General features: G+C 67.3%; 22 protein-coding genes. 7 read left to right on the top strand and 15 right to left on the bottom strand.

The window, feature by feature from the left end; genetic code table 11:
- The first annotated feature begins 55 nt into the window (after positions 1-55).
- Positions 56-337 carry an HPr family phosphocarrier protein gene (locus AC1DXI_RS04545; protein ID WP_018774864.1) on the top strand — a complete coding sequence of 94 codons (282 nt, stop codon included), beginning with the start codon at positions 56-58 and terminating at the stop codon, positions 335-337.
- Positions 338-665: 328 nt separating this feature from the next.
- Positions 666-953 carry a DUF7218 family protein gene (locus tag AC1DXI_RS04550; protein WP_476937627.1) on the top strand — a complete coding sequence of 96 codons (288 nt, stop codon included), beginning with the start codon at positions 666-668 and terminating at the stop codon, positions 951-953.
- Positions 954-988: 35 nt separating this feature from the next.
- Here AC1DXI_RS04550 and ku read toward each other — a convergent pair whose 3' ends face one another.
- A complete protein-coding gene (gene ku, locus AC1DXI_RS04555) occupies positions 989-1,990 on the bottom strand; it encodes a non-homologous end joining protein Ku (RefSeq protein ID WP_476937628.1) in 1,002 nt (333 codons plus the stop codon).
- A gap of 67 nt (positions 1,991-2,057) precedes the next feature.
- Here ku and AC1DXI_RS04560 point away from each other — a divergent pair, with 67 nt between their 5' ends.
- From AC1DXI_RS04560 to AC1DXI_RS04570, 3 genes are all read left to right on the top strand, one after another.
- Positions 2,058-4,766: an ATP-dependent DNA ligase gene (locus AC1DXI_RS04560; RefSeq protein WP_476937904.1), complete on the top strand. Its 2,709-nt coding sequence runs from the start codon at positions 2,058-2,060 to the stop codon at positions 4,764-4,766.
- Positions 4,767-5,133: 367 nt separating this feature from the next.
- A complete protein-coding gene (locus AC1DXI_RS04565) occupies positions 5,134-6,735 on the top strand; it encodes an MFS transporter (protein ID WP_476937629.1) in 1,602 nt (533 codons plus the stop codon).
- Between the two features lie 218 nt (positions 6,736-6,953).
- On the top strand, positions 6,954-7,994 hold the full coding sequence (locus AC1DXI_RS04570) for an FUSC family protein (protein ID WP_476937630.1): 1,041 nt from the start codon (positions 6,954-6,956) through the stop codon (positions 7,992-7,994).
- Between the two features lie 87 nt (positions 7,995-8,081).
- On the opposite strand, the gene AC1DXI_RS04575 is transcribed toward AC1DXI_RS04570, so the two are convergent.
- From AC1DXI_RS04575 to pxpA, 6 genes are all read right to left on the bottom strand, one after another.
- Positions 8,082-9,413, bottom strand: coding sequence for a purine-cytosine permease family protein (locus tag AC1DXI_RS04575; RefSeq protein WP_476937631.1), 1,332 nt, complete (start codon positions 9,411-9,413; stop codon positions 8,082-8,084).
- A gap of 95 nt (positions 9,414-9,508) precedes the next feature.
- The gene (locus AC1DXI_RS04580; RefSeq protein ID WP_476937632.1) at positions 9,509-10,468 is read right to left on the bottom strand and encodes a 5-oxoprolinase subunit C family protein; all 960 of its coding nucleotides are present in this window, start codon (positions 10,466-10,468) and stop codon (positions 9,509-9,511) included.
- The gene (locus AC1DXI_RS04585; protein WP_476937633.1) at positions 10,458-11,369 is read right to left on the bottom strand and encodes a 5-oxoprolinase subunit B family protein; all 912 of its coding nucleotides are present in this window, start codon (positions 11,367-11,369) and stop codon (positions 10,458-10,460) included. The genes AC1DXI_RS04580 and AC1DXI_RS04585 overlap by 11 nt, the downstream gene beginning before the upstream one ends.
- Positions 11,366-12,721: an acetyl-CoA carboxylase biotin carboxylase subunit gene (locus tag AC1DXI_RS04590; RefSeq protein ID WP_476937634.1), complete on the bottom strand. Its 1,356-nt coding sequence runs from the start codon at positions 12,719-12,721 to the stop codon at positions 11,366-11,368. Before AC1DXI_RS04590 ends, AC1DXI_RS04585 begins: the two co-directional genes overlap by 4 nt.
- Positions 12,718-12,963: an acetyl-CoA carboxylase gene (locus AC1DXI_RS04595; protein ID WP_018774875.1), complete on the bottom strand. Its 246-nt coding sequence runs from the start codon at positions 12,961-12,963 to the stop codon at positions 12,718-12,720. Before AC1DXI_RS04595 ends, AC1DXI_RS04590 begins: the two co-directional genes overlap by 4 nt.
- Before the next feature lie 44 nt (positions 12,964-13,007).
- Complete coding sequence (gene pxpA, locus AC1DXI_RS04600) at positions 13,008-13,763, bottom strand: 5-oxoprolinase subunit PxpA (protein WP_476937635.1); 756 nt, start codon at positions 13,761-13,763, stop codon at positions 13,008-13,010.
- 120 nt (positions 13,764-13,883) lie between these two features.
- Here pxpA and AC1DXI_RS04605 point away from each other — a divergent pair, with 120 nt between their 5' ends.
- Positions 13,884-15,374: a helix-turn-helix domain-containing protein gene (locus AC1DXI_RS04605; protein WP_476937636.1), complete on the top strand. Its 1,491-nt coding sequence runs from the start codon at positions 13,884-13,886 to the stop codon at positions 15,372-15,374.
- 94 nt (positions 15,375-15,468) lie between these two features.
- Here the strand turns inward: AC1DXI_RS04605 and AC1DXI_RS04610 are convergent, their stop codons facing one another.
- From AC1DXI_RS04610 to AC1DXI_RS04645, 8 genes are all read right to left on the bottom strand, one after another.
- On the bottom strand, positions 15,469-16,251 hold the full coding sequence (locus tag AC1DXI_RS04610) for an SDR family NAD(P)-dependent oxidoreductase (RefSeq protein WP_476937637.1): 783 nt from the start codon (positions 16,249-16,251) through the stop codon (positions 15,469-15,471).
- Positions 16,252-16,276: 25 nt separating this feature from the next.
- The gene (locus tag AC1DXI_RS04615) at positions 16,277-17,041 is read right to left on the bottom strand and encodes a hypothetical protein (protein WP_476937638.1); all 765 of its coding nucleotides are present in this window, start codon (positions 17,039-17,041) and stop codon (positions 16,277-16,279) included.
- A 125-nt stretch (positions 17,042-17,166) separates the two neighbouring features.
- Positions 17,167-17,511, bottom strand: a complete 345-nt coding sequence (locus AC1DXI_RS04620; RefSeq protein WP_018774879.1) for a GNAT family N-acetyltransferase — start codon at positions 17,509-17,511, stop codon at positions 17,167-17,169.
- A complete protein-coding gene (locus AC1DXI_RS04625; protein ID WP_476937639.1) occupies positions 17,508-18,848 on the bottom strand; it encodes an acyltransferase family protein in 1,341 nt (446 codons plus the stop codon). The genes AC1DXI_RS04620 and AC1DXI_RS04625 overlap by 4 nt, the downstream gene beginning before the upstream one ends.
- Before the next feature lie 110 nt (positions 18,849-18,958).
- A complete protein-coding gene (locus tag AC1DXI_RS04630) occupies positions 18,959-19,855 on the bottom strand; it encodes a class II fructose-bisphosphate aldolase (protein WP_476937640.1) in 897 nt (298 codons plus the stop codon).
- Positions 19,855-21,321: a GntP family transporter gene (locus tag AC1DXI_RS04635; protein ID WP_018774882.1), complete on the bottom strand. Its 1,467-nt coding sequence runs from the start codon at positions 21,319-21,321 to the stop codon at positions 19,855-19,857. The genes AC1DXI_RS04630 and AC1DXI_RS04635 overlap by 1 nt, the downstream gene beginning before the upstream one ends.
- Positions 21,322-21,451: 130 nt before the next feature.
- Positions 21,452-22,351: an NAD(P)-dependent oxidoreductase gene (locus AC1DXI_RS04640; protein ID WP_476937641.1), complete on the bottom strand. Its 900-nt coding sequence runs from the start codon at positions 22,349-22,351 to the stop codon at positions 21,452-21,454.
- 52 nt (positions 22,352-22,403) lie between these two features.
- Positions 22,404-23,891 (bottom strand): four-carbon acid sugar kinase family protein, encoded by a 1,488-nt coding sequence (locus AC1DXI_RS04645; RefSeq protein ID WP_476937642.1) that lies wholly within the window; start codon positions 23,889-23,891, stop codon positions 22,404-22,406.
- Positions 23,892-24,082: 191 nt separating this feature from the next.
- Between AC1DXI_RS04645 and AC1DXI_RS04650 the strand changes: the two genes are divergently transcribed.
- On the top strand, positions 24,083-24,793 hold the full coding sequence (locus AC1DXI_RS04650) for a FadR/GntR family transcriptional regulator (protein WP_476937643.1): 711 nt from the start codon (positions 24,083-24,085) through the stop codon (positions 24,791-24,793).
- Positions 24,794-24,813 lie beyond the last annotated feature (20 nt).

Below are 24,813 nucleotides of genomic sequence, written 5' to 3' on the forward strand. Positions count from 1 at the left end.
TTCCAAGCAGATACTCACAGCTGACAAACACCCAAGCTGACTTCAAGGAGCAGAAATGACCGAACGTAACGCCACCATTGCCAGCCGCGTCGGGCTGCACGCCCGTCCGGCCGCCATCTTCGCCGAGGCTGCAGGCGAGTTCGACAACCTCGAGATCACGATTGCCCGGTTGGGCGAGCCCGAGGACGAGGCAATGGACGCCGCCAGCATCCTGTCGCTGATGAGCCTTGGCGCATCGCACGGCGAAGTTGTGGTGTTGCGTGCCGAAGGTGAAGGCGCCGACGCCGCACTTGACCGCCTCGTGCAGATCCTTGAGACGGATCACGACGCCGAATAGCCTCACCTTCCGGCCCCGCGCCGGAACACCGGCAGCTTCAGTTGGCCCGGCCGCCCCCGATGAGGGGCCGGCCGGGCCTTCGCGTTGCCGGCCGCAGAGATCAGAAGCAACGCGGGGTCACTTACCGCCCATTCCGGTGGGGAACTTGGGCGCTAAGTGACCCCGCGTTGCTTTGGCGGCGGACGGTCAGGGGTCGAGCAACTTTTGTAAGGGGCCTTAGCAAATGCTTGTCACGGCCCGGCGGCGCGGCTAGTTTGGAATCCCCGGCGGCACCGGCCGCGGGCCGCCGCCCAAGTGGTTCCCGGCCGAAGGAGATGATCGCGCAGCCATGCCAACGAAGAAAGGCGAGCCCCAAGGCTCGGAGAGCCCCAGCATCAAGGACCCCGAGCTCTATGAGAAGTTGCTCGAGGACGGCGCCTCCAAGCAAAAAGCCGCCAGGATCTCCAACGCCGCCGCCAAGCGGGGCCGTGCCTCAGTCGGCCGCAAGGGCGGCAAGGCCGGGGACTACGAGGACTGGACAGTGCCGCAGCTGAAGGCACGCGCCAAGGAGATCGGCCTCACGGGATACTCGGCCAAGAAGAAGAGCGAGCTCATCTCCGCCCTGCGGAACTCCTGATTAGCGTGCACGACGGCACCGGCAGGCACCCGGGCTCAGGCACCCTTTCGGGCCGTCTTCGCGGCCGTCGCTTTGGGAGCCGGTTCAGTCTTGGCAGCCGCCGCAGTCTTGGCAGAAGCCGTCCGGGTGGACGCCGTCTTGGTGGCTGTGGATTTAGCGCCAGTGGACTTGGCTGCCGACGCCCTGGCGCCCGCCTTCGGGGCGGCCTTGGGCGCCGAACCGGTTGTCCCGGCAGGAGTCTCCGCCGGCCCTCCGCCGCGCTTTTTCTCGATGCTGCGCTTGAGGGCTTCCATCAGGTCGATAACTTCGCCCTCGCCGGCCTCGGCAGGGGCACCGAAGGTCTCCTCCGTGTCCAACGACTCCCCCTTGTCCAGCTTCGCCTCGATCAGCTGGCGCAGCTGCTCCTGGTACTCGTCCGTGAACTGATCCGGCTCAAAGTCGGAGGCCATCGAGTCAACCAGGGCGGCGGACATCTCGCGTTCCTGCGCCGAGATCCGGACGGAAGTCTCGAGTGCGGGAAAGCTGGCCGCGCGGACCTCATCGGCCCACAGCAGCGACTGCAGCACCAGGACCTCGTCGCGAATCCTCAGCGCGCCAAGCCGCGTCTTGTCCCGGAGCGCGAACTGCACAATTGCCACCAGGTCCGTGTCCTCCAGGGCGCGCCGCAGCAGCACATAGGCCTTGGGCGACTTGGAGTCGGGTTCAAGGTAGTAGCTCTTTTCAAACATCATGGGATCGAGCTGGTCCACCGGAACGAACTGGACCACTTCGATTTCGTGGCTGTTTTCCGCCGGGATGGACTTGAGCTCGTCGCGGGTCAGGACCACCGTGCGGCCATCGTCCTCGTAGGCCTTGTCGATGTCCTCGTAGTCGATGATCTTGCTGCAGACCTCGCAACGGCGCTGGTAGCGGATCCGGCCGCCGTCGGCGTTGTGGACCTGGTGGAGGCTGATGTCGTGGTCCTCGGTGGCGCTGTAGACCTTGACCGGCACGTTGACCAGCCCGAACGCTATTGCGCCTTTCCAGATGGCTCTCATGGATCAAGTGAACATCACAGTTGCGCGGAGGTGAAGGGTTTTGCCCAACGGTAAGGAACGCGTCCGGGTGGACGGACGCGAACTGGTGCTCACCAACCTGGAAAAAATCATGTACCCGGCTACGGGCACCACCAAGGCCGACGTCCTGGCCTACTACGCCGCCGTCGCGCCCGTGCTGATCCCCGCCGCCCGCAACCGGCCGGCCACCCGGAAGCGCTGGGTCCACGGCGTCGGGACCGCCGACGCCCCGGGAGAGATGTTCTTCCAGAAGAACCTGGACCATTCAACACCGGGCTGGGTGCCCCGCGCCTCCATCACGCACAAGGACCGGACCATCCAATATCCCTTGGTCAATGATCCCGCCACCCTCACCTGGCTGGCCCAGATCGCAGCCTTGGAGATCCACGTGCCGCAGTGGCGGGTTGACTCCCACGGCAATGCGTCGCCGCCCGACCGGCTGGTGCTGGACCTGGACCCGGGCGAGGGCGCGGGGCTGGCGGAGTGCGTGGAGGTGGCCAGGCTGGCCCGCACCATCCTGCAGGACGTCGGCCTGGATCCCGTGCCGGTGACGAGCGGCAGCAAGGGCATCCACCTCTACGCGGCCCTGGACGGGTCGCAGAGCTCGGACCAGATTTCCGACTTCGCCCGCGAACTGGCCCGCTCGCTCGAAGCCGACCACCCGGATCTGGCCGTCAGCGACATGAAAAAGGCCCTGCGCACCGGCAAGGTGCTGGTGGACTGGAGCCAGAACAACGCCGCCAAGACCACCATCGTGCCGTACTCGCTGCGCGGCCGGCTCCGGCCCACGGTGGCCGCGCCGCGCACGTGGCGGGAACTCAGCTCCCCCTCGCTGCACCAGCTGGACTTCCAGGAGGTGATGAAGCGCGTCGCGGCCGGCAAGGATCCGTTCGCCCCGGTTTCCGGCGGCCGGCATGGCGCCGGCGCCCCGGCGCCGCACTCACCGCACGCGCCGGACCACCGGGCGGACCATCCGCCTGACCATCCGCTCGGCGGCCGAGCCGAAATCTCTCCCGAGCAGGCCGGCGACGGCGGCGACACCGACCCGCGGCTGGAAAAGTACCGCACCAAACGGGACAGGGCGGCCACTCCCGAGCCCTTCACCGCGGACCGGCACCACGCCTTGGACGAGGGCGGGACACGCCGGGAGAATTTCGTCATCCAGGAACACCACGCCAGCCGGCTGCACTACGACTTCCGGCTGGAACGCGACGGCGTGCTGGTGTCCTGGGCACTGCCCAAGGGCGTCCCGACCAGCAAAACCAAGAACCACCTCGCGGTCCAGACCGAGGACCACCCGATGGACTACGCCGACTTCGAGGGTGCGATTCCCAAGGGCCAGTACGGCGCCGGGACCGTCAGCATCTGGGACCACGGACACTACGAATGCGAAAAATGGATCGCGGGCAAGGAGGTCATCGCCACCCTGACCGGTGCGGAGGGCGGGGGCCTCGGCGGACCGCGCAGGTTCGCCCTGATCCACACCGGCCAGGCCGATGACCAGTGGCTGATCCACCTGATGGACCCGGCGGGCCCGCACGGCCGCCCCGGCCCGCGGCGCCCAGCCGGCACCGCGGACGATGCGGAGGACGACGCCGCGGACGAGGCAGCGGACGACGCCGATGGGGACGGGGACGGCGGCCGCCGCGAGGACGGAGCGGAAACCGGCACCGGCGCCGAACGTGCCCCCGACGCCTCCGGATTCAGCCCGATGCTGGCCACGTCGGGGACCCTGGCGGACCTTCCGGACCTGGACTGGCAGATCGAGCTCAAGTGGGACGGAGTGCGGGCACTGGTCATCGGCGACGCCACGAAGATCCGGCTCATCAGCCGCAACGGCATCGACATGTCGGTGAGCTACCCCGAACTCACGGACCGGTCCCGCTGGCCGGAACAGGGCTTCGTCGCCGACGGCGAGATCATCGCCGTCGGGCGCACCGGCCGGCCCGACTTCGGGCTGCTGCAGGGCCGCATGAAACTGAGCAAGGCCGCCGACGTCGCCCGGGCCCAGGAATCCACGCCCGTGCGGCTGATGCTGTTCGATCTGCTGTTCGACGCCGGCCAGGACCTGCGGCGCCGGCCGCTGAGTGAGCGCCGCCGCCGGCTGGAGCAGTTTTTCCGCCCTTCCGCCGCCCCGGTGGAGCTCTCCGGGGTGATCGACGGCGACGTCGCGCACATCCTGGAAAGCGCCGCCGAGCTCGGGCTCGAGGGGGTCATGGCCAAACGCACGGACGGGCGCTATGTCGGCCAGCGCAGCCGGTCCTGGCTCAAGCTCAAGGTTGAACGGACCCAGGAAGTGGTGGTGGGCGGCTGGCGGCCCGGTAAGGGCGGCCGCCGGGAATCCGTGGGTTCGCTGCTGCTGGGGATTCCGGACGGCTCGAAGCTACGCTACGTAGGCCGGGTGGGCAGCGGCTTCAGCACCCGTGAACTCAAGGAGCTCCGGCAGCAACTCGACGCCCTGCCACGGAAGACCTCCCCGTTCCGGGAGGTGCCGGACGCTGACGCCGCAGACGCCAACTGGGTGAGCGCAAAACTGGTCGGCGAGGTCACCTTCGGGGAATGGACCGGCAGCGGGAAGCTCCGGCACCCGGTGTGGCGCGGCTGGCGCCTGGATAAGGCCCGGCCATTGCTGTCCCTGGCCGGGCCCGGGGGGAGCGTGATGCAGGGTCTCGGGCCCGGGGGCCTCAGCCATGGACTGCGCCAGATGGCTCGCGACCTCGGGCTCGATTTCTTCTCCGAACTGATGATCCGCCATTGATCTTCCTTTCCGCTGTAATTAACCGCTGTGAAATGAAGTGTCCATCAATCGTAGGACTGCCCCGATGAGATGTCTGTAGCGCCCGCCGTCGGACTTTCCGCCGGCTCGAATCCGGCCGAAAATCCCCGCAGCTGAGGGCTGGCGCGGAAAATTTTGGCCGCGGTGCCGCAGCGATGGCCGGTTCCCAGTAACCGCGCGGCGAAAGCGGGCAAAAGAAATTGGTGAATTGCCCCCAATTGGCACCCGAAATGGGCGATCATACGGCACGCAACTCGGAAACTCCAGAGAATTCCCGTAAAATTGAAAGCCTGCCCAGAGCGGGGCAGCTACAAGTCGCAAGCAAATGATCTCCCTAGGAGCTTCCCAAATGCCCATAGACCGAAGCACGACCGACTCTTCAGCAGGCGTCATCGACGCCAGCAGAACCAACCAAGGCGCACCCAAGGGTGTGAAGAAACCGAAGCTACGTCGCCGTCGACTCCGCGAGTCCGACGTCAACGTTGTCGACCAGCCGATGCTCAAGAAGGCACTCGGCGGCACCATCGTGGGTAACACCATGGAGTGGTACGACGTCGGCGTGTTCGGCTACCTGATCACCACCATGGGACCGGTGTTCCTGCCGGAAGCGGACAAGTCCGTCCAGACCCTGTTCCTGCTCGGAACTTTCGCCGCCACCTTCATCGCCCGCCCCCTCGGCGGAGTCGTGTTCGGCTGGCTGGGCGACAAGATCGGCCGCCAGAAGGTCCTCGCCGCGACCCTGATGATCATGGCCGCCAGCACCTTCGCCGTCGGGCTCCTGCCTGGCTACGCACAGATCGGCATCTGGGCTGCGGTCCTGCTGGTCCTGTTCAAAGTTATCCAGGGCTTCTCTACCGGCGGTGAATACGCCGGCGCCACGACCTTTGTGAGCGAGTATGCCCCGGACAAGCGCCGCGGATTCTTCGCCAGCTTCCTGGACATGGGCAGCTACCTCGGTTTCGCCCTTGGCGCAGCCCTCGTTTCGGTGCTGCAGCTGACCCTCGGCCAGGACACCATGGAGCAGTGGGGCTGGCGTATCCCGTTCCTCATTGCCGGCCCGCTCGGCCTGATCGCCGTGTACTTCCGGAGCAAAATCGAGGAATCCCCCCAGTTCCAGGCAACCCTGGATGCCCAGGAGAACCTCGCCAAGGACGCAACCGCCGCGGACACCGCAGCCTCCAAGGGCCCGGTGGGCATCGTGAAGGCGTACTGGCGCTCCCTCATCGTCGCGATGATCCTGGTCGCGGCAGCAAACACCGCCGGCTACGCACTGACCTCCTACATGCCGACGTACCTGACGGAGTCCAAAGGCTACGACGAACTGCACGGCACACTGCTGACCATCCCCGTGCTGGTCATCATGAGCCTCTGCATCCCGCTGACCGGCAAGCTTTCTGACCGGATCGGCCGCCGCCCGGTGCTGTGGATCGGTGCCATCAGCACCGTCGTCCTTGCCACCCCCGCCTTCCTGTTGATCGGCATCGGTGAAATCTGGTCGACGCTGGCCGGCCTTTCCCTGATTGCCTTCCCGGTGACGTTCTACGTGGCCAACCTGGCCTCGGCCCTGCCGGCCCAGTTCCCGACGGCCAGCCGCTACGGCGCCATGGGCATCGCGTACAACTTCTCGGTGGCCATCTTCGGCGGCACCACGCCGTTCATCGTTGCCGCCCTGATCAGCGCCACCGGCAACGACATGATGCCGGCCTACTACCTGATGGCCACCTCGGCGATCGGCGCAGTAGCGATCTACTTCCTGAAGGAATCCGCCCAGATGCCGCTGCCCGGCTCCATGCCGAGCGTGGACACCCAGGCTGAGGCCCGCGAGCTGGTCGCGACGCAGGACGAGAACCCGCTGATCGACCTCGAGCACATGGACATGCCCATGGTCGCACCGGCCGTAGATTCCACCGCAGGGCGCGGGGAAGCCGAGAAAGTCCCGGCCAACGCCTAAGCCCGCTGGTCCGACCGGACCGGCAGCAGTAGCCCAGGCTACGTAGCTGACTGCCCCGCCCTTTGAGGCCTGTTCCGGATGCTTACCCGTTGGGGGACGCATCCGGGCAGGCCTTAGGCGTGTCCGAACCACTATGAGCTCCCGGGACAGCCGGGAAAGCCCGGCCCCCGGGCACCCCGCGAAAGCAGGGAACCGGAGAAACCCGAGAGGCAGTTGAGATGTCCCTGTTGCACCACATCCGTTCGCTGCACAGCCTGGCCCCGGCCAACAAGGACCACGTGTCGGCTTGGCGGGTGGCGATCAGCGTGGCCGTTCCGTCCCTGGCGCTCGTGGCGGCCGGTCGACCCGAGCTGGCCGGCTACGCCGTTTTCGGCGCGCTGACCGGCATGTACGGCCGCACCGAGCCTCACCAGCTCCGGCTCCGCCATCAAAGCCAGGCTGCTGTCCTCCTGGTTGCCGGCGTAGGAGTCGGCGTCTTCCTCTCTGTCCACCACATTCATTCGTGGGCCCTGGTGATCATTGAGGCCGCGTTTGCCGGCGTGGGCTCGCTGTTCACGGACAGGACGGCCCTGAAACCCGCCGGTCCCTTCTTTGGGATCCTGGCCCTGGGCGCGTGCGCCTCCGTTCCCGCCGCCGACCCCTGGGAGACGGGCGTTCTCATCGCCGCGGGATCGGCCGCGTTCTCGATCTTGGTCGGCTTTGGCGGCTGGTTTGTCGGCCGCACCTGGCACCGCGGGCGGCGGCGGGACGTCACGGTGCTGCGCGGGGCAGGCCGCCGGGCGGCGTGGCTGCATGCCGCCCGCTACGTCACCGCCGTCGGCAGCGCCGGGACCCTGGGGGTCCTCAGTGGCAGCGGCCACCCGCACTGGGCCATGGCCGCGGCGGCGGTACCGCTTGCCGGGGCGGACCTGCCCAGCAGCGTGTACCGCGGCGTCCACCGGATCGTCGGGACACTGGCCGGACTCGTGGTGGTCGCGGCGGTCCTGTTCCCGTGGCCGGGGTCACCGCTGCTGGCCTTCCCCGGTCAGGAGGCCGCCGTCCTGGTCTGCCTGGTGATTGTGTTGCAGTTCAGCACCGAGCTGTTCATGACCCGGCACTACGGCCTCGCCATGCTCTCTTTCACCCCGGTGATCCTGCTGGTCGGACAGCTTGCCGCGCCGGCCGATCCCGGCGTGCTGGTGACCGAACGGGCCGTCGAGACATTGGTGGGCGCCGCCGTCGGGATCGCCGTCGTCGTGTTGATCCGCCGACGGCGGTAACGGTCCCGGCCGCCGTCGCTGCACGTCATGCGGCCGCCCGCCTCTGCCGCGGGAGAAGAGGCGGGCAGCCGCCCTGACGCGATCGGGCTACTGCGGCTCGGCCGCCAGCAGCTCGGCATGTTCCTCGGGCGAGAGGTCCCTTTGTCCGTCCATGACCGGGGGCGGGGAGAGCTTGTATGCGGCATAGTACAAGCCGGCGGCGAGCGCCATGGTGATCATCGGAGTGAGCTGCGAGACCACGGGCAGCGCCGTCTGCTCTGTCAAAATGATGCCCGTGGCGGAGGCAACCACCCACGCGATGGCTCCGGCCGTGACCGGCTTCAGCCGGCCCGGCCGGACTTCCGGGAAGTACCGCTCCTCTTTCCAGTTCACGGCGATGTACGTCAGCGCGATCGCCACCCAGGCCGTGACGAAGACGCCCTGCCAGGCGAGCGCCTTCAGCAGGTAGCTCAACACGTCCGTGAGCATCAGCAGGAACGCCAGCACTCCGGAGACAATCACCCAGACATACCGTGGCAGGTTGAGGCCGAACACCCGGTGGGCGAAGGCCGAGAGGTTCGTCGACGCGAGGAAGTAGTTGGCCGTATTGATGCGGGTCTGCGAGATGAAAATGACGAGCAGCCCCCAGACACCCAGCGAAGATATGAACGCCGTGACCACGCCCGTCTCGGACGCCTCCAGGCCCCACGCACTCATGATGTAGATGCCGACCAGGCCGTTCAGCCCGAACGTGAAGGCATAGAACACCCAGCCGAACGTGACGCTGCCGAGGAATTTGCGGTCCTGGCGTTTGCCCATCCGGGCATAGTCGAAGGTGTACATCATCATGATGTAGACGCCCATGTAGATCAGGTAGGACGTCAGCCAGCCCGGCAGTGCCGAGCTTGCAGCCGCCTCGCCGATCCAGTTGGTGGGCACGCCCTGAATCAGGGTCGCGGCGATGACCACTGCGACGAGCCCGGCGAAGTAGAACGGGAGCAGGAACCCATTGAGCCGGTCCAGCCAGTGCTGGACACCGCCGACTGCCAAGGGGACGGCGTAGACCACCACCGCGGCGTACCAGAGCACGAGTTCGCCGCCGAAATATTCGTGGAAGGCGACGGCGATGATGGAACCCTCAAAGACGGCGTAGTAGATGGCCGTGGCCGCAAAGATCAGTGACGCGAGCGCCGATCCAAGCAGTCCGAACAGGGTCCGGGAGAAGACACTCACCGTCAGGCCGGTGCGGGCCGCGTAGCGCGAGAGCACCAGGTTGATGATCCCGTACGTGGCGATTGTGAGGACCATGCCGATGATGGTGTTGGGCACCCCGACGGCCCCGGCCGAGGCCACTGCCACGTAGATCCAGAACATAGCCGAGAACAGGGCCCACCAGGCCATGGTCAGCGACCATTTGCCGACCCGCTGGTCGGCGGGCATTACTAAATTTGAGTACGACAAAGTGACACCTCTGGTGTTGTAGTGATGCAATTGTGCAGCCTGGGGCGGGCGCCACGGGGCTGTGGGTGCGTTGGTTATCCCCAGATGGAACGGCGGAGGGCCTTCCCTTCCGAACGGGCAGCGACGGCTTCCTCCATGCTCACCGCGACGAAACGCGTCTTGGTCCCCGGTGCGCTGCGGGCAAGTGAGTCCATATCCGCGCTGATGACGGTTGCGACCATGGCGTAGCCTCCCCCGGACACAGCGTCGCGGTGCAGGACGATCGGTTCTTTGCCGCCGGGGATCTGGATGGAACCCACCGCATATCCGGCGTCGACGATGTTGGAGGGATCGGAACCGGCACCGAAGGGCTGCTCCCGTTCCTTCCATTCGACCTCCGGCCCGCTGTAGCGCAGGCCCGTCCTGTCGGCCACCGGAGTGAGCGTCCAGGTCGACTCCAGCAGGGTCGCCAGTCCGGCCGCAGTCAGCCGGTGGTCGTAGAGGCCCAGAAGGACCCGGATCTCCGTTTCGGCCGGGAATGCCGGCCGCAGCTCCGGGGCGATCGCGCCCAGGACCTCCCCGGATGCCGCATCGCCCACAGGGACCTGGTCCCCGGCGGCGAGCTTGCGGCCCTGATAGCCGCCCAAGGCACCAAGGGCGTACGTGGAACGGCTCCCGAGCACCAGCGGCACGTCAATGCCGCCCCGGACTGCCACGTAGTACCGGGTGCCGCCCTGGAGGAATCCGAACGAGACCTCGTCCCCGGCGGCCAGTTCAATGGCCTCCCATTGCGGGGCGGTGGCTCCGTTGACTTTCACTTCCACCGGCGCGCCACCCACGGCGATCACCGCGGGCGCGGAGGTGCGGAATTTCGGGCCCAGATACGTGCATTCGAGCACCGCTTCCTCGGCGGTGTTGCCCACCAGGGCGTTGACGATCTCCGCGGAGAGCTGGTCCATGGAGCCGCCTTGTGGAATTCCCACGTTGTAGTGGCCGAATCTTCCCCGGTCCTGGACCGTCGTTGAGAGGCCTGGTTCCAAGATCTCAAGAGTCATTGAGGTTCTCCAATAGCTTGGTGTTGTAGCTCTCGGGGTCGCCGAGGGCCTCGGCCAGATCGAAGGTGACCGGCACCTGCTTGTAGACGAAGGTTCCCGCGTCCACCTGTTCCTTGATGCTCTTGTATTCGTCCTCAGCGACGGGGCGGAACTTGACGATGTCGCCGGGTTTGAAGAAGACCATGAAGTCCTTGAAATCGGCCAGGGACTGCGCCGGGTCGAAGATCGGAGCCGCCGCGATGCCGAACATCTGATAGCCGCCGGCCCCGCGGACGGAATAGATGCAGGCGAAGCAGCCGCCGTGACCGACGGTGAGCGGAGGCGTATCCGTGCGCGGGCTCAGGTACTTCGGCACCTCCAGCTGTTGCTCGCGCGGCACCATCTGGAACATGAACGGCAGACCGGCCACAAACCCGACCATGGAGACCAGCCATGGACTGCTGTGGTGGCGCCTGATGAACTCGTCGGCACCGGAGAGATCGTTGACCTCGGCCGCAAAGTCCAGGTCGGTCCCCTCCGGCCGCTGGTGACCGCTGCGGAACCGGGCACCGGTTTCCCGCGTGTACGGATCGTCGTACCAGACCGGAATCTCGATCAGCCGGGTGTTCAGCACGGGGTGGGAGGCGTTGTCCACTTCGACTTCGATCTCCCGCATGGCGGATTCGAGGTCCGCTGCGTCCAGCAGGTCAGGATCGAAGCGGACCAGCAGGGACGCGTTGGCGGGGCAGATTTCGGTCACGCCGGCCAGCGCCCGGCCACCGAGCCGGGTGGCCATCGAGTTGGATTTGAAGTTCGCGGCCAGGCTCATGGCCTCGGAGATTTCCACGAACAGGAACTCGTCGCCGCCCCAGGTGTAGCGTGCCGTGCCTTTGAGCGAGTCGGCGCTCAGGGTGTCGCTCATGACAGGTCCCCCAGGATCTCCGGGCAGGTTTCGATGAACTTGGTGTGATGCTCTACCGACTTCAGTTCCGGCCGGTGCAGCACGGCGCTCAGCAGCGGGATGGTGGTCGACACGCCCTCGATCGTGATCTCGTCCAGCGCCCGGATGGACCGCCCGATGGCCTCGTCCCGGGTTTCGTCCCAGACAATGATCTTCGCCAGGAGCGAGTCGTAGAACGGCATCACCGTGGATCCGGCAACGAACCCGGAGTCAATGCGGACACCGGGACCGCCCGGCCAGTCGAGGCGTTCCAGCAGCCCGGGGCTGGGCATGAATCCCTTGGCCGGGTCTTCGGCGTTGAGCCGGAACTCGAAGGCATGACCGCGGAAGACGACGTCTTCCTGGCGCATCCGAAGCGGCTCGCCGGCGGCGATCAGCAGTTGTTCCCGGACCAGGTCAAGGCCCGTGACCATCTCCGTGACGGGGTGCTCCACCTGGAGCCGGGTGTTCATCTCGATGAAGGAGACTTCGTGGTTGACCGCGTCATAGAGGAATTCGACAGTGCCGAGTCCCTTGTAGTGGCACTGCCTGGCAAGCTCCACCGAGGAATCCAGCATGTGCTTGCGGACGGCGTCCGGCAGGTCAGGGGCGGGAGCCTCCTCCAGGATTTTCTGCTGCCGCCGCTGCATGGAGCAGTCCCGGTCACCGAGGTGGACGACGTTGGTGCCGTCCCCGAGGACCTGGACCTCAACGTGCCGGGCGCGTTCCACAAACTTCTCCAGGTAGACGGCGGCACTGCCAAACGCGGCGGCAGCTTCGGCCTGCGCCACGTCGACGGTCGAGGCCAGGTCTTCCGCGCGGGTCACGAGCCGGATTCCGCGCCCGCCGCCGCCTGCGGCCGCCTTGACCACCAGGGGGTAGCCGATCTCGGCCGCGATCTCCAGCAACGCGTCGCCGGTGGGGGCCTCCCCGTGGGTCCCGCGGAGGGTGGGAACGCCCGCGGCCTCAGCCGCCTGCCGTGCCCGCGCCTTGTCCCCCATCAGCTCGATGGCTTCCGGGGACGGGCCCACCCAAATGAGCCCGGCTTCCATGACGGCCCGGGCGAACGCCGCATTCTCGGACAGGAAGCCGTAGCCGGGGTGCACCGCGTCGCAGCCGAAGTCGATTGCCGCTTTCAGGACGGCGCCGTGGTTCAGGTAGCTTTGGCTGGCGGGGGCGGGACCAATGACCGCGTATTCATCCGCCAGGCGGGCAGCCAGCCCGTCGACATCGGGTTCGCTCGCCACCACCACCGTGCGAATCCCCAGTTCGCGTGCTGTGCGGATAATCCGCACTGCGATCTCACCCCTGTTGGCTATGAGCAGTTTCTTCATGGTTTTTCCTCTATCACTGCAATCACGTCACCCGGATTGACCGTGCCTGAATCCGACACCTCGAACTTGACCAGGTTCCCGGCCACTTCTGTCTTGACTTCGCTGAACTGCTTCATGATTTCGACGACGCCGATCGTCTGGCCCGCCTCGACGTCGTCGCCTTCCTGCACGTAGGGATCCTTGTCCGGGCCGGGCTTGCGGTAGAACACTCCGGGAAGCGGCGAGGTGACTTGGTGTGACATGGTGTGCCTTTCGGTTTGCGGTGGGGTGGGCAGTGCGTGACAGGTCATGGCTGCCGTTCGCCGAGGGCCGCCCGCACGGCTTGCGCCACGGCCGGCGAGTTGGGGGCATCAGAGTGGACGCAGATGCTGGTGAAGTCGATGCCCACGGTCGAGCCGTCGGAGGTCTCCACGAGACCGTCGTCGAGGACCCGGCGCACGCGTTCGGCGGCCCTGGCGGGGTCCGTGGCCTCAGGCCGGCGCTGGATGATCAGCTGGCCGGCGGGGTTGTAGTTCAGGTCCACGTAAAGTTCGCCGATGAACGGCACCCCCATCTCCGCGCAGACGCTTTCGTGCGCGGTGCCGGCAAGCCCGAAGATGGGGACGCCGTACAGTGCGGCGACTTTCGCGGCGGACCGCATCAGCTCCGGATCACGCGAGAGCATCCCGTACAGGGAGCCGTGGGGTTTGATGTGGTTGAGTTCCACTCCGGCCTTCTTCAGGAAGCCCACCAGTGCACCCGTCTGGTACAGGATGAGGGACTCGACCTCGGCCGGAGTCAGTTTCATTTCGCGGCGCCCGAAGCCGGTCAGATCCGGCAGGCCCGGGTGCGCACCGATCCGGACGCCGTGTGCCTTGGCGGCGGCTACGGTTTCCTCCATGGTGTCCGGATCGCCGGCGTGGAAACCGCAGGCCACGTTGGCCACGTCAATGATTTCCATGAGCGCCCGGTCATTGCCGAAGCTGTGCAGCCCGAAGGCCTCGCCCAGGTCCGAATTTATCTCGATGCCAGCTGTGACGCTGCCCACATTAACATTGTTCATGCGTTCAACAGTAGGGACTGCCCCATCCCTTACATAGTGGGCAAATGTCCACTAACTTAGAGAGCAAGTGTGCACGATGCACACCGACTTCGGACGGCGGCGGCGCACCGGGAGGGCACGATGAGAGTCTCGGACCTCCTGGCGGAGGATTCACTCCAGCTCAGGCTGCACACGCCTTCCACGGCCAAGAGCCTGGCGACGTCCATCAGCTACAGCGCGCCGGCGGAATTCCTGGACCCCACCCCCTTCCTGGGTGCCAACTGCCTGCTGATCACCCACGGGATCGGCTTCAACTTCTTTGACCAGCGGACGTGGGATGCCTATGTCGAACGGTTGGCCGGCGTCCCCGTCTGCGCCATCGCATTCGTGACGGGAGTAGCCCACCGGCTGATTCCGACGCCGTTGGTGGAGGCGGCCAAGGCCCACCAGATTCCCCTGTTGGAGGTTCCCAGCGTCGTCCCGGCCCTCCAGCTGCAGCGCTTCGTCACGAGCGTCCTGGAAGCCGAGCGGTTTGCCCTGACCCGGCAGTCGTGGGAGCTGGCCGACAGGTGCGCCAAGGCGGCGCGATCCGGCGGGTCGCTCAGGGCCGTGCTGGCGCAGGTGGCCGCGGCGGCGGACGGACAATGTGCGGTCTTTGACACCACCGGCGCCTTGGTCAGCTGCTGGCCGGCCGGTTCACGCTGGACGGCCGAGGACCTCCGGCAGGATGGACGCGGGGCCCCGGGGTCCAGCTTCGCGCTCCCCACCGGCGGCACTGATCATTTTCAGCTGGTGGTACGGGGCGGGACCACCGGGGAACCGCTCGCAACCCTGATCGGGCCGGCGTCCTCCATTCTTGCGATGCAGCTAAACAGTGCATTCAAGGCCGGCGCCCCGCACCAGGGGAAGCTGGAGCGGCTCATGCTCCAGTTGGAGGACTGGCAGGGTGTGGCACTGAAAGAGCTGACACGGACCTTCCGTGCCACGGGGCTGGACCCGCACGCCCCCACATTCCTGCTGGCGGCCGAGCCGGACAGGACCCAGCTGCCGAACGCATGGCGGATCCGGCTGGCCGTGCAGGATCACCTGAACAATGCCCATGTCTTCACGTATCGCGGCTCGATCTACGCCCTCGCCCAGGCCAGGACTGACACCGCGGCGGACTGGCAAGTGATTCCGGAACGGCTGCTGGCCTCGCTCCGGCAGATCGTTCCCGGGCTCCCCCTCGTCATCAAGGGGCCACTGCGCAGCGTGGATGAGCTGAGGCTTGGCCTCGCCCATGCCCAGCGGCTGGTCCGGCAGGTCAGCGAACCCACCATCGCGGCCCCGATGAGCATCGAGTCCCTGGTGGTGGCCACGGCCGGCAGCGGCGCCCACGCCGCTGCGGAGAATCTGCTCGCGCCGCTCCTGGAGTACGACCGCGCCAACAACGGCCGGCTGTTGCCCACGCTCAGGGCCTACCTCGACCACGACGCCCAGCCATCCAGGGTCTGCCAGGCGCTGTATATCCACCGGAATACCCTCAGCAAGCGGCTGGCCCTGATGTCGCGGCTGCTGAACGTCCGCCTGGACACCCTGGAGGGGCTCACGACCTGCATGCTGGCGGTCCGCATCACCGATGCTGCGCCCTGATCACCGCCGACACCGCGGTGCCGGCCCCGCCCTGCCGAAACTGTCCGTGCCGGACCTGTCCGCCCAGGAACTGTCCGTGGCCGCGGCCCGGCGGCTACTTGGCGCGCCGCGCCGGCCCGGCGACGAGCTTTGAGGGCAGCACCCGCGAAACCGAGGTCAGGACTTTGTAGCGCTTGCTCGGGATCGAGACCGCCTTGCCCTTGGCGTTGTCCGCCAGTCCCTCGCTGACCACCTGCCGGGCCTCGAGCCACATCCAGCGCGGCGTCGCCGTCTTGTCCATCCCCATCCGGTCGTGGAACTCGGTGTGGGTGAAGCCGGGGCACACGGCGGTGACCTTCACCCCGCGCGCCGCGTAGGCCATGTTGGCCGAGCGCGAGAAACTCAGCAGCCAGGCCTTCGCCGCGGAGTACGTGCCGCGGGGCAGGAAGGCCGCCACGCTGGCGACGTTGATGATCCTGCCGGACTGTCGCCCGAGCATGCCCTGCAGGGCGGCATGGCTGAGCTCCATGGCGGTTTCGACATGGAGCTTCAGATGCTTCTTTTCCTCGGCAATGTCGTTGTCCTCGAAGGGTCGCAACAGGCCGATTCCCGCGTTGTTGACCAGAATCTCCACCGGCCGGTCCGGGTCGCTGAGGCGCGCGACGACGGCCGCAATCCCGGCGTCGTCGGTCAGGTCCGCGGCGATTGTCTCCGCCGCGGTCCCGTAGCTGTTCTCCAGCTCCGCCGCCGTGGCCGCGAGGCGGCCGGCGTCGCGGGCCACGAGCACCACGCGGTGGCCCTGTTCGGCAAGCTGGCGGGCGAACTCGGCGCCAAGGCCTGCCGTCGCGCCCGTGACCAGGGCGGTGCTGCCGGGTGTAGAGGCTGTTTGAGGGTTCATAGCGACAGCCTAGTCTCGTCCCGGCTCAGGCCAGGGCCGTGTCTTGCGCCAGTTCGTCCCCTGCCGGGTCGTCGCCATCGAGCAGGTGGCGGTTCTGAAGCTCTTCAGCCGCAAGCTCGTACCAGGTGTGCGCCCCGAAAGACGGGGTGCTGGTGTCGAGGTGGCGGTAGAGAGCGTCGGCGAGCTGGCACAGCGCGGTGTCGGACAGTGCCCGGACCGTGGCCACAGGATCCAGCGTTCCCTCGAAATACTCCGAAAGCGCCAGCCCATTGATGGAGCCAAGGTCGTTGGCGCCTCCGGTTTCCGCGGCCAGCGGGCTGTTGGCCTCCGCCAGCCCGGAGTCGGGTCCGGAGCCGGGCCCGACGTCGAGCAGTCCGGCTGCTTCGCTGTATTCGTTCCCGGCGACGGCGACGGGGGCCGGGCGGTAGTCGGTGTCGAGTCCGGCGAGGACTTCGGCGTCGGCGCCGACGTGCACGAGGCAGATTGGCAGCACGGCCGGCTCGTCCAGGGCGAAACGGAGCGGCCCTGCCTCTGCGGGGTACACGGGGTCGGCAGAGGGCAGGTGTCCGGCATCCGCGATCCGCCGAAGCTCCAGCAGCACTTCCGGGTCCAGGTGGGAGGCGCCATGGAGGTCGATGACCACGACGGCGCCCGGTTCGAGGCGGCAGGCGCGGCGCACGATATGCAGGAGGGCTGCTGAATCAGACTGGGTAACGCAGCCGGTAATTTCAAGGGTGACCTGTGCGGGATCGACGTCCACCCGGACAAGCACACGCAGTTTATGGTTCATGGGGGTACTCCAAAGTGACCTGTCCAAGAGCCAACTGCATAACTCTGGTCAAACTTTACGAGGTTGTTCTCCGGCCCACAAGCGGGCAGGCCGCCGGCGACGTTCCGGCTTCCCGGGCCAGGCGCTCAGGCTCCCTCGGGGACCCGTTCCGGCCAGTCCACATACTGGTGGTACGACTCATGTTTGCGCAGGTAGCGGTACATGAACGGGCAATTCGGGATGATCCGCTTGCCGGATGCAACCACGTCATCGAGGGCGAAGTGCGCCAGCACTTTGGCGAGCCCTTGGCCCTGGAACTGCTCTGCTGTATCCGTGTGGATAAAGTCGATATGCCCCGGTCTGTCGATGAAGCGCACCTGGACGGCAAGCTTGCCGCCGACACGGAGTTCGTAACGGTGCAGCTCGTCGTTCCGGGTGGTGGAGACGTCCGGGGCGAAGGTATCTTCCGTGGTTGCCGAGTTCTCCGTCATGGTTCGACATTGGCACTTAATGGCGGGCGTGGCAATGGCGGTTCCGATCCGCCCTGCCCGTCAGCTGGCGTTGTGAGCCGAACCGGAATCCGGCCCAGGAGCACGACGGCGAGCGCGAAGCAGGCGGCGCCCCCGCCGAGGAGCCCGGGCGTGAGCCCGGTGAGCGCAGCGTTGACTGCTGGGACAAAAACGGCGACGGCGGCGAGCAGCACGGCGGCCGCCGGCCGGCTCGGCGACGGTCCGGACGCCGTCGGACGCTCCTCCAACCTGCCAAACAATGCCACCACCGGCAGCAGCAGCGCGATGACTCCCGTCAGCACCAGGGGCCGCCCCCACCACCAGGCCGCGCTCCCTCCGGCCGGCTGGGGGAAATCCGTCAGCAGCAGCAACCCGGACATTGCCGCCAGCAGCGGCAGATGCCACAAATAGACAGTCATGGACCGCCGGCCGGCCACGCCCATCATCCGGCGCACCCCGGCCGTGGACGCGATCCGGGACAGCCCCGGCCGGAAGAGCTGGAGGGCGGCCGCCTGCGAGATGCCCAGGAGCAGCAGCGTCACATTGGGCGGATTGAGGTTCACCAGCATGTTCCCGGAATACAGCCCCAGCAGGACCAGCAACCCCAGCAGCATGTTGCTGGCCACCATGATGCCGAAGTGCGCCGGCCGGCCCGGCAGCAGCCGCGGGCCATCTGCCACGATGAATCCGAGCTGCTGCACGGCGCACCACAGGAACACCATGTTCAGGTATGCCAGCAGCGGCAGCACTCCCCGCAGGCAATCGACTGTCACCACCAGGGCGGTGAGACCGGCGAGGGTCAGCCATGGCGCGCGGGCGTGGAGCGCCGCCAGCCAGGGAAGGTTAAGTTGCGCGGCGAGGTAGGCGGCAAGGAACCACAGCGGCATGCCGGCTCCGCTGGTGAGCAGCTCGATGACCTGGGGGTCAACCCCTGCGAGGCGGGCTGCCGACAGGCCAAGGAACATGACCGCCAGCAGGACGGCGGCCGGACGGATCAGGCGCAACAAGCGGCCCTGCATGAAATCGAAGGCGGTGCCGCCCCTGGCGCGGAGCCGGCGCCAGGACTGCAGCCCGGTGATGCCGCCGGCCACAAAGAACAGCGGCATGACCTGGAAGACCCACACCACCGGTTCAAACCAGTGCTGATCGCCCAGGGTGTTTTCGGAGGTCACGGTGCCGTCCGGGTGCAGCACGGGACTCACCATCATGGTGTGGGCCACCACCACCAATGCCAGGCAAAAGAAACGGACAAGATCGATCACCGGGTCGCGGTCCGGCATCGGCGCCGGGCTGCCGGCTGGCCGCTGCTGCGCAAGCATGGCACCCCTCGAGAAGGCAGGCTGTGTTGCCATCATTGTCGGCGAGGGGCGCCATGAGTGCCAGAGCAGTTTGGCCCGGATGCGCGCCGGTCGCGGGCCAGTTCAGGGCGTCAGCGCGAGAGTGTGGCCAGGGCGGTGGCCGCGAAGGTCCTGGCCGAGAGATTCCACAGGCCCAGCAGCGCCTGGAGGTTCTCGCCGTCCGCCCGGTGCGCTGTGGTCTGTTCCTCAAGGACCGCCAGGACGCCGGTGCGCAGCTCGGTGTTGAAGTTGACCTTGCCCACGTTCATCGCCGCGGCCTTGACCAGTTCCTCGGCCGGGATGCCGGAGGCACCGTGCAGGACCAGCGGGATCCGGGTCCGCACGGCGATGTCCTGCAGCACGTCCCAGCGCAGCCGGGGCTCGCCTTTGTACTTGCCATGGACATTGCCCACGGCCACGGCGAGCAGCTGCGCCCCGGTGCGGGCCACGAAGTCCTCCACCTGGGCGGAGTCGGTGAGCCCGGCGGGGGCGTCCGACTCCACGTTGCCTGCGGCGTTGCCTGCGCTATCCGCGGCGTCGGTCCCGAAGGCCCGGTCCTCGTCGCCGGCGAGTCCGCCGAGTTCTGCTTCAATAACGACGTCGGCCCGGCCCTGCGCCGCCAAGGCGGCCCGGACGTTCCGGACCAGGGCGATGTTGTCCTCGTACGGCAGCGAGGACCCGTCGACCAGCACCGAGTCGGCCCCGGCGCTGACGGCGTCGGCGATCACCTGCGGGTCGGTGGCATGATCCAGCTGCACCGCAATCGGCACGGAGGCTGCGTCGGCGAGTCCGCGCAGGGCGGCGATCAGCCGCAGCCCGTTGGGCGTTGCCGCGGTCTTCGGCGCGACCAGCAGGATGGCGCCCCGGCCGGATTCCTCGGCCGCCCCCACCACGGCTAGCGCGGTGGTGAAGTCGTAGCAGGTGAACGCCGGAACGGCAGAGCCTTGCTGCAGGGCGCCGGTCACCAGGGTGTCGAGTTGGGTACGCATCAGGCGCTCAGTCCTCCCACCAGCATCCAGGCGACGAATGTCAGGGCGAAACCTGCCAGTCCCAGCACGGTGGTGAGCACGGTCCAGGTCCTGAGGCCGTCGGCGACGGTCAGCCCGTAGTACCGCACAACCACCCAGAAACCGGCGTCGGTCACGTGCGAGAGGCCGAGGGCGCCGAAGCCGATGGCGATCACGATCACGGCGGTCTGCGCCGGCGTGTAGCCGCCGCCGGCCACGGCGGAGGAGAGCAGGCCGGCCGTGGTGACGATCGCGACCGTGGCCGAGCCCTGGGCTGCGCGGAGCGCGAGGGAGATGATGAAGCCAAGCAGCAGCAGCGGAACGCCGAGCGTGTCGAGGGATTCGGAGAGCGCCTTGCCGATTCCGCTCACCTGCAGGACGCTGCCGAACACGCCGCCTGCCGCGACGACCAGGAGGATGGAGGCGATCGGCGGCAGGGCGCCTTCGAAGATTTCGCCGGTTTCCACGAGCGACCACCGGCGGCGGACGGCTAGCAGGTAGAAGGACAGGGCGACGGCAACCAGAAGGGCGAAGACGGGGTTGCCCACGAACGCCGCGACGCCGTACCAGAAGTCGTTCTTGTCGATCACGAGGGTGCCGACGGTGCCGAGGAGGATCAGCGCGATCGGGGTGGCGATGAGGAAGATGATCAGTCCCGGACGGGGCGGGGCCAGGGCTTTGCTGCCCGGGCCCTCGTGCCCAACACGGACCACGGTTGCTGAGCCGAACTCGTCCACCTGGGTTTTGACGGCTGGCAGCAGCTCGTAGGTCTTGCGGTTCATGATGGATGCGACCCAGTAGGACAGGAAGCCCAGGGGCACGCAGATCGTCAGCGAGATCAGGGCGATCAGTCCGATGTCGGCGCCGAGCACGCCGGCACCGGCGACAATCCCCGGGTGCGGGGGGACGGCCACGTGGATGGCCAGCATGATGCCGGCCATGGGCAGGCCGAACTTCACCGGGTGGACGTTCGCGATTTTGGCGAAGGCGTAGACGACCGGCACGAGGACGATGATGCCGACCTCGAAGAACACCGGAATCGCGACCAGGAAGCCGACTGCGGTGAGGGCCACAGCCACCCGCCGGGCGCCGAGCTTGGCAGTGAAGTGGTCGGCGAGGGACTGGACGCCGCCGGAGACCTCGATCATCCGCCCCAGGATCGCGCCGAGCGCAATCAGGAGGGCGACCTTGCCCATGGTGCCTCCCACCCCGGCGGCCACCACGGTGAAGACGTCCTTGAGCGGGATCTGCGCGGCCACGGCCACCAGGATGCTGACGGTCAGCAGGGCCACGAAGGCCTGGATCTTGAAGCGGATGATCATCACCAGCAGCAGGGCGACGCCGGCGGCCGCGATTGTCAGCAGCAGCGGAGTTCCCAGCTCCACGGCCGGCTTGATGACGGGCGCGTCGGCGGCGCGCACCATCAGGGAATTGAGCAGGGGGGTCATGAAGAGGTGTCTCCTTTGACAGGAATGTCGTCCGACGATTCAACCGTGAGGTAAAAGTGGGGAACAGTGGCGGGGTGGGACCCGGCGACGGCGGAGGGGGGACCGCCGTCGTCGGGCGCGGAAAGTCTGGTTAGGCGGTGCGCCTGGTGGGCGCGACGACCTTGATGACGGCGGAGTCATCGGCGGCGGCGAGGCCCTGGGCCTGGCCGAGGAGGTAGAGCTGCTCGGCGGCGGCGGCCACCGGGGCGGCGAGGCCTGCTGCGCGGGTGGCCTTGCCGACGATCCCCATGTCCTTGACGAAGATGTCCAGCCGGCTGAGGACTTCGGCGCCGTTCTCGGTGTAGGCCTCCAGGATGCGCGGGCCGCGGTTGGAGAGCATGAAGGAGCCCGCCGCGCCGGCTTCGAGGGCGGCGAGGGTCTTAGCCTGGTCCAGGCCCAGGGCGTCGGCCAGGGCCATTGCCTCGGCGGCGGCTGCGATGTGGATGCCGCACAGCAACTGGTTGACGGTCTTGAGGGCCTGGCCGTCGCCGGGCTTGTCGCCGACCACGGTCAGGGTGGAGGCCAGCAGCTCAAGGGCCGGGCGGGCCTTTTCCTGGGCCTCGGGCGATGCGCCCACCACGATCAGCAGGTCGCCTTCGCCGGCACGCTTGGGGCCGCCGGAAAGCGGAGCATCAACCAGTTCGACGCCGTATTCAGCCAGTCGGCCGACGGCGGCCGGGATGGCCTCGGTGCCCACGGTGCTGCCCAGGATCACGACGGCGCCGGGCTTGAGCACGGAGGCCACGCCGTTCTCGCCGAAGAGGACATCGTTGAGCTGTTCACCGTTGCGCACGGCCAGCAGCAGCGCGTCGGCGCCTTCCGAGGCTTCCCGCGCGGAGGCGAACGTGCGGATGCCGGCCTCTTCGGCCAGCTTCAGGCGCGGCTCGGCGATGTCGAAGCCGTGGACGGTGAGCTCGCTGGCCAGGCGCGTGGCCATGGGCAGGCCCATGGCGCCAAGGCCCAGGACGGTGATGGTGTAGTTGCTGGTCATGGTGTTCTCCATCGAATGACGTGTTGTGGCGTGCGGTGTTGATCGTGCGGGGTCAGAAGGTGTTGCTGAGCTTGCGCGTGACATCGGCGAGGGACTGGTCGTCGCCCACGTTGCCGGCGAAGACGATGTACGGGATGCCCTTGGCCGGACCGTCCACCGGTTCCCACAGGCTGACGATGCCCGGCAGCATGGGCCCGCGGACGATCGCGTGCCGGATTTCCAGTCCGTGTGCGGCCACGTCCGAGGACGTGATGCCGCCCTTGGCGATCACGAAGCGGGGCGGGAAGGTCTTCAGCGTGCGGTTGACCACGGCGACGACGGCGGCCGAGACGGTGCGGGCGATCCGCAGGCTTTCGGCGGCGTCGGAGGTCTTGATCAGGAGCCGGCTCGTGTGCACGATCACGTCGCCGCCGCGGAGGGCAGCGACCACCGTGTCAACGGTTTCGTCCAGGTACTCCCCCGCGTTGTCACCGAGGAGCTTTTCGACGTCGATCTCCACGATCCGGGCCGCGCTGTGCTGCTCGGTGAGGGCGTTGAGCTGGCGGGTGGTGACACCGACATGCGAGCCGACCACGATCAGGCCGCCGGCTTCCGAGGGGGTGTTGCCCGCATAGGCTTCCTCGCCGCTGAGTTCGGCGCGGATTTCCTGGCCGATCCGTGCCCGGACAAACGGCGGGCCAACGCGGTAGAGCAGCTTCTTGCCGCGGCTTTCCGCTTCTTCCAGGCCCAGGGCCAGGGCCCGCAGATCGTTTTCGGTGACGATGTCCGCCACGATCGGAGTCGAATCCGTGGCGGCGTCGATGGCATCGGCAATGGCCTTGGCGGAGATCTTCGGATCGGCGGAGGCCCGGATGATGTCCAGATCCAGCACGATCACCGAGTCCGCGGGGAACCGTCCGTTCGACTTCTCCTCGACGTACTTGGCCATCTCCGAGTTGGCGAAGCCGAAGCTGGCGTCCCGGGCGAATTCGGTCTCGGCCACGGGAGTGAGTTGCCCGGCGTCCTCGCCTGTGCCGCGGGTGAAGTGCACGCCGCCGACCGTCACGCGGCCGGCGTCGGGGAACGCGGGAACGATCACGACGCCGTCCGTCTCCTCGCCGTTGACGGCGGTGACGGTGGCGGCGATGACGTCCGGCTCGAGCGGGTAGTGGCCGCGGAGGGTGGAATCGCTCCGGCTGACAAAGCTGAGCCGCAGCGCGGGTTCAGCGGACGCGGCGGCCGCGAGGGCGTTGCGGACGATCTCCTCGTTGCGGGCAGCCGCCTCGGCAGGGTCAAGGCTGCGGGTGTTGGTCAGCACGTAGACCGCGCGCTGGCGCTGGCCGTCGACTTCGTAGGCGAACGCCCAGGCAAAGTCCGCCACTTCCCAGCGGGTGAGGACCGGCAGGTTCGCCACGGACTGGGTGCCGGTGGGGTCGTCGTCGAGTACGACCAGGACTCGGGGAAATGCCTCGGAGGAGGCGGCCACGCTGTCTGCCACCAGCCGGGCGGGGATCTGTACTTCCGCGGGGAAAGCGGCCAGCACGTCTGCTTCGAGGGGCACTATGCACTCCATTGTGTGTGGATCTATCAGTGGAAAAACTGCAGTTCTCCGCGAGCCGCAGCAGGGACAAAATGTAAGATGTCAGACATCTTGCATATGAATGTTAGTGTGGCATATGGCACAACGACGCGCAAGTAGACTTGGCCATCAGGGAGCACGCCATCAGGCAACAAGTCGCTGGACGGGGAGAATTGGCTAGGAAATCGCTGGTCGGCGTTGTGGCCGACGAACTGCTGGACCGGATTATTGGCGGCGAGTTTCCGCCCGGCGCGAGCGTCCCCGGCGAACTGGAGCTCAGCTCCCGGCACGAAGTCAGCCGCATGACCGTGCGCGAGGCCATGAAAACCCTTGAAGCCCAGCGGATTCTCAGCGTGGAACGCGGCCGGGGCACGTTCGTGAACCCGGTGAACCGCTGGGGCTCCCTGGACGCCGTGCTGCGGGCCGCCTCGGAGGGCACAAACGACGCCTCGGCCGCCATCCAGCTCATTGAGCTCCGGCGGATGCTGGAGACGGGCGCCTGCGAACTGGCTGCCGGGCGGATGTCGGATTCGGACATCCAGGCCCTCCGCGCGCACGTCGACCGGATGCGGCTGGCCCACGAGAGGAATGATCTCGCGGCATTCGTGGAGGAGGACCTCGCCTTCCACGACCTGATCCTGCAGGCCTCGGAAAACGTCTTCGTCGCCGTGTTGTTCGAACCGCTGCACCGCGTGCTGGAAAAACGGCGGACGGAAACTTCCAAGGTGCCGGAGATCCAGGAGCACGCCATCGGGCACCACCAGAACATCGCGGACGCCCTGGCCTCCCGCGACCCGCACCGCGCCCGCGACGCCATGGACGCCCACATGCAGCAGACGCTCGACGATCTGAAGACCTTCGTGCTGGCCGGTGGCCCCGCCTGACGCGGGCCTGCGCCAGGCGA

The sequence above is a fragment of the Arthrobacter sp. P1_H7 genome (assembly GCF_056405215.1).

Coding starts and splice junctions, on each gene's coding strand:
- AC1DXI_RS04545 (WP_018774864.1), top strand. CDS start 56: ATGACCGAACGTAACGCCACCATTGCCAGCCGCGTCGGGCTGCACGCC.
- AC1DXI_RS04550 (WP_476937627.1), top strand. CDS start 666: ATGCCAACGAAGAAAGGCGAGCCCCAAGGCTCGGAGAGCCCCAGCATC.
- ku (WP_476937628.1), bottom strand. CDS start 1,990: ATGAGAGCCATCTGGAAAGGCGCAATAGCGTTCGGGCTGGTCAACGTG.
- AC1DXI_RS04565 (WP_476937629.1), top strand. CDS start 5,134: ATGCCCATAGACCGAAGCACGACCGACTCTTCAGCAGGCGTCATCGAC.
- AC1DXI_RS04570 (WP_476937630.1), top strand. CDS start 6,954: ATGTCCCTGTTGCACCACATCCGTTCGCTGCACAGCCTGGCCCCGGCC.
- AC1DXI_RS04575 (WP_476937631.1), bottom strand. CDS start 9,413: ATGCCCGCCGACCAGCGGGTCGGCAAATGGTCGCTGACCATGGCCTGG.
- AC1DXI_RS04580 (WP_476937632.1), bottom strand. CDS start 10,468: ATGACTCTTGAGATCTTGGAACCAGGCCTCTCAACGACGGTCCAGGAC.
- AC1DXI_RS04585 (WP_476937633.1), bottom strand. CDS start 11,369: ATGAGCGACACCCTGAGCGCCGACTCGCTCAAAGGCACGGCACGCTAC.
- AC1DXI_RS04590 (WP_476937634.1), bottom strand. CDS start 12,721: ATGAAGAAACTGCTCATAGCCAACAGGGGTGAGATCGCAGTGCGGATT.
- AC1DXI_RS04595 (WP_018774875.1), bottom strand. CDS start 12,963: ATGTCACACCAAGTCACCTCGCCGCTTCCCGGAGTGTTCTACCGCAAG.
- pxpA (WP_476937635.1), bottom strand. CDS start 13,763: ATGAACAATGTTAATGTGGGCAGCGTCACAGCTGGCATCGAGATAAAT.
- AC1DXI_RS04605 (WP_476937636.1), top strand. CDS start 13,884: ATGAGAGTCTCGGACCTCCTGGCGGAGGATTCACTCCAGCTCAGGCTG.
- AC1DXI_RS04610 (WP_476937637.1), bottom strand. CDS start 16,251: ATGAACCCTCAAACAGCCTCTACACCCGGCAGCACCGCCCTGGTCACG.
- AC1DXI_RS04615 (WP_476937638.1), bottom strand. CDS start 17,041: ATGAACCATAAACTGCGTGTGCTTGTCCGGGTGGACGTCGATCCCGCA.
- AC1DXI_RS04620 (WP_018774879.1), bottom strand. CDS start 17,511: ATGACGGAGAACTCGGCAACCACGGAAGATACCTTCGCCCCGGACGTC.
- AC1DXI_RS04625 (WP_476937639.1), bottom strand. CDS start 18,848: ATGCTTGCGCAGCAGCGGCCAGCCGGCAGCCCGGCGCCGATGCCGGAC.
- AC1DXI_RS04630 (WP_476937640.1), bottom strand. CDS start 19,855: ATGCGTACCCAACTCGACACCCTGGTGACCGGCGCCCTGCAGCAAGGC.
- AC1DXI_RS04635 (WP_018774882.1), bottom strand. CDS start 21,321: ATGACCCCCCTGCTCAATTCCCTGATGGTGCGCGCCGCCGACGCGCCC.
- AC1DXI_RS04640 (WP_476937641.1), bottom strand. CDS start 22,351: ATGACCAGCAACTACACCATCACCGTCCTGGGCCTTGGCGCCATGGGC.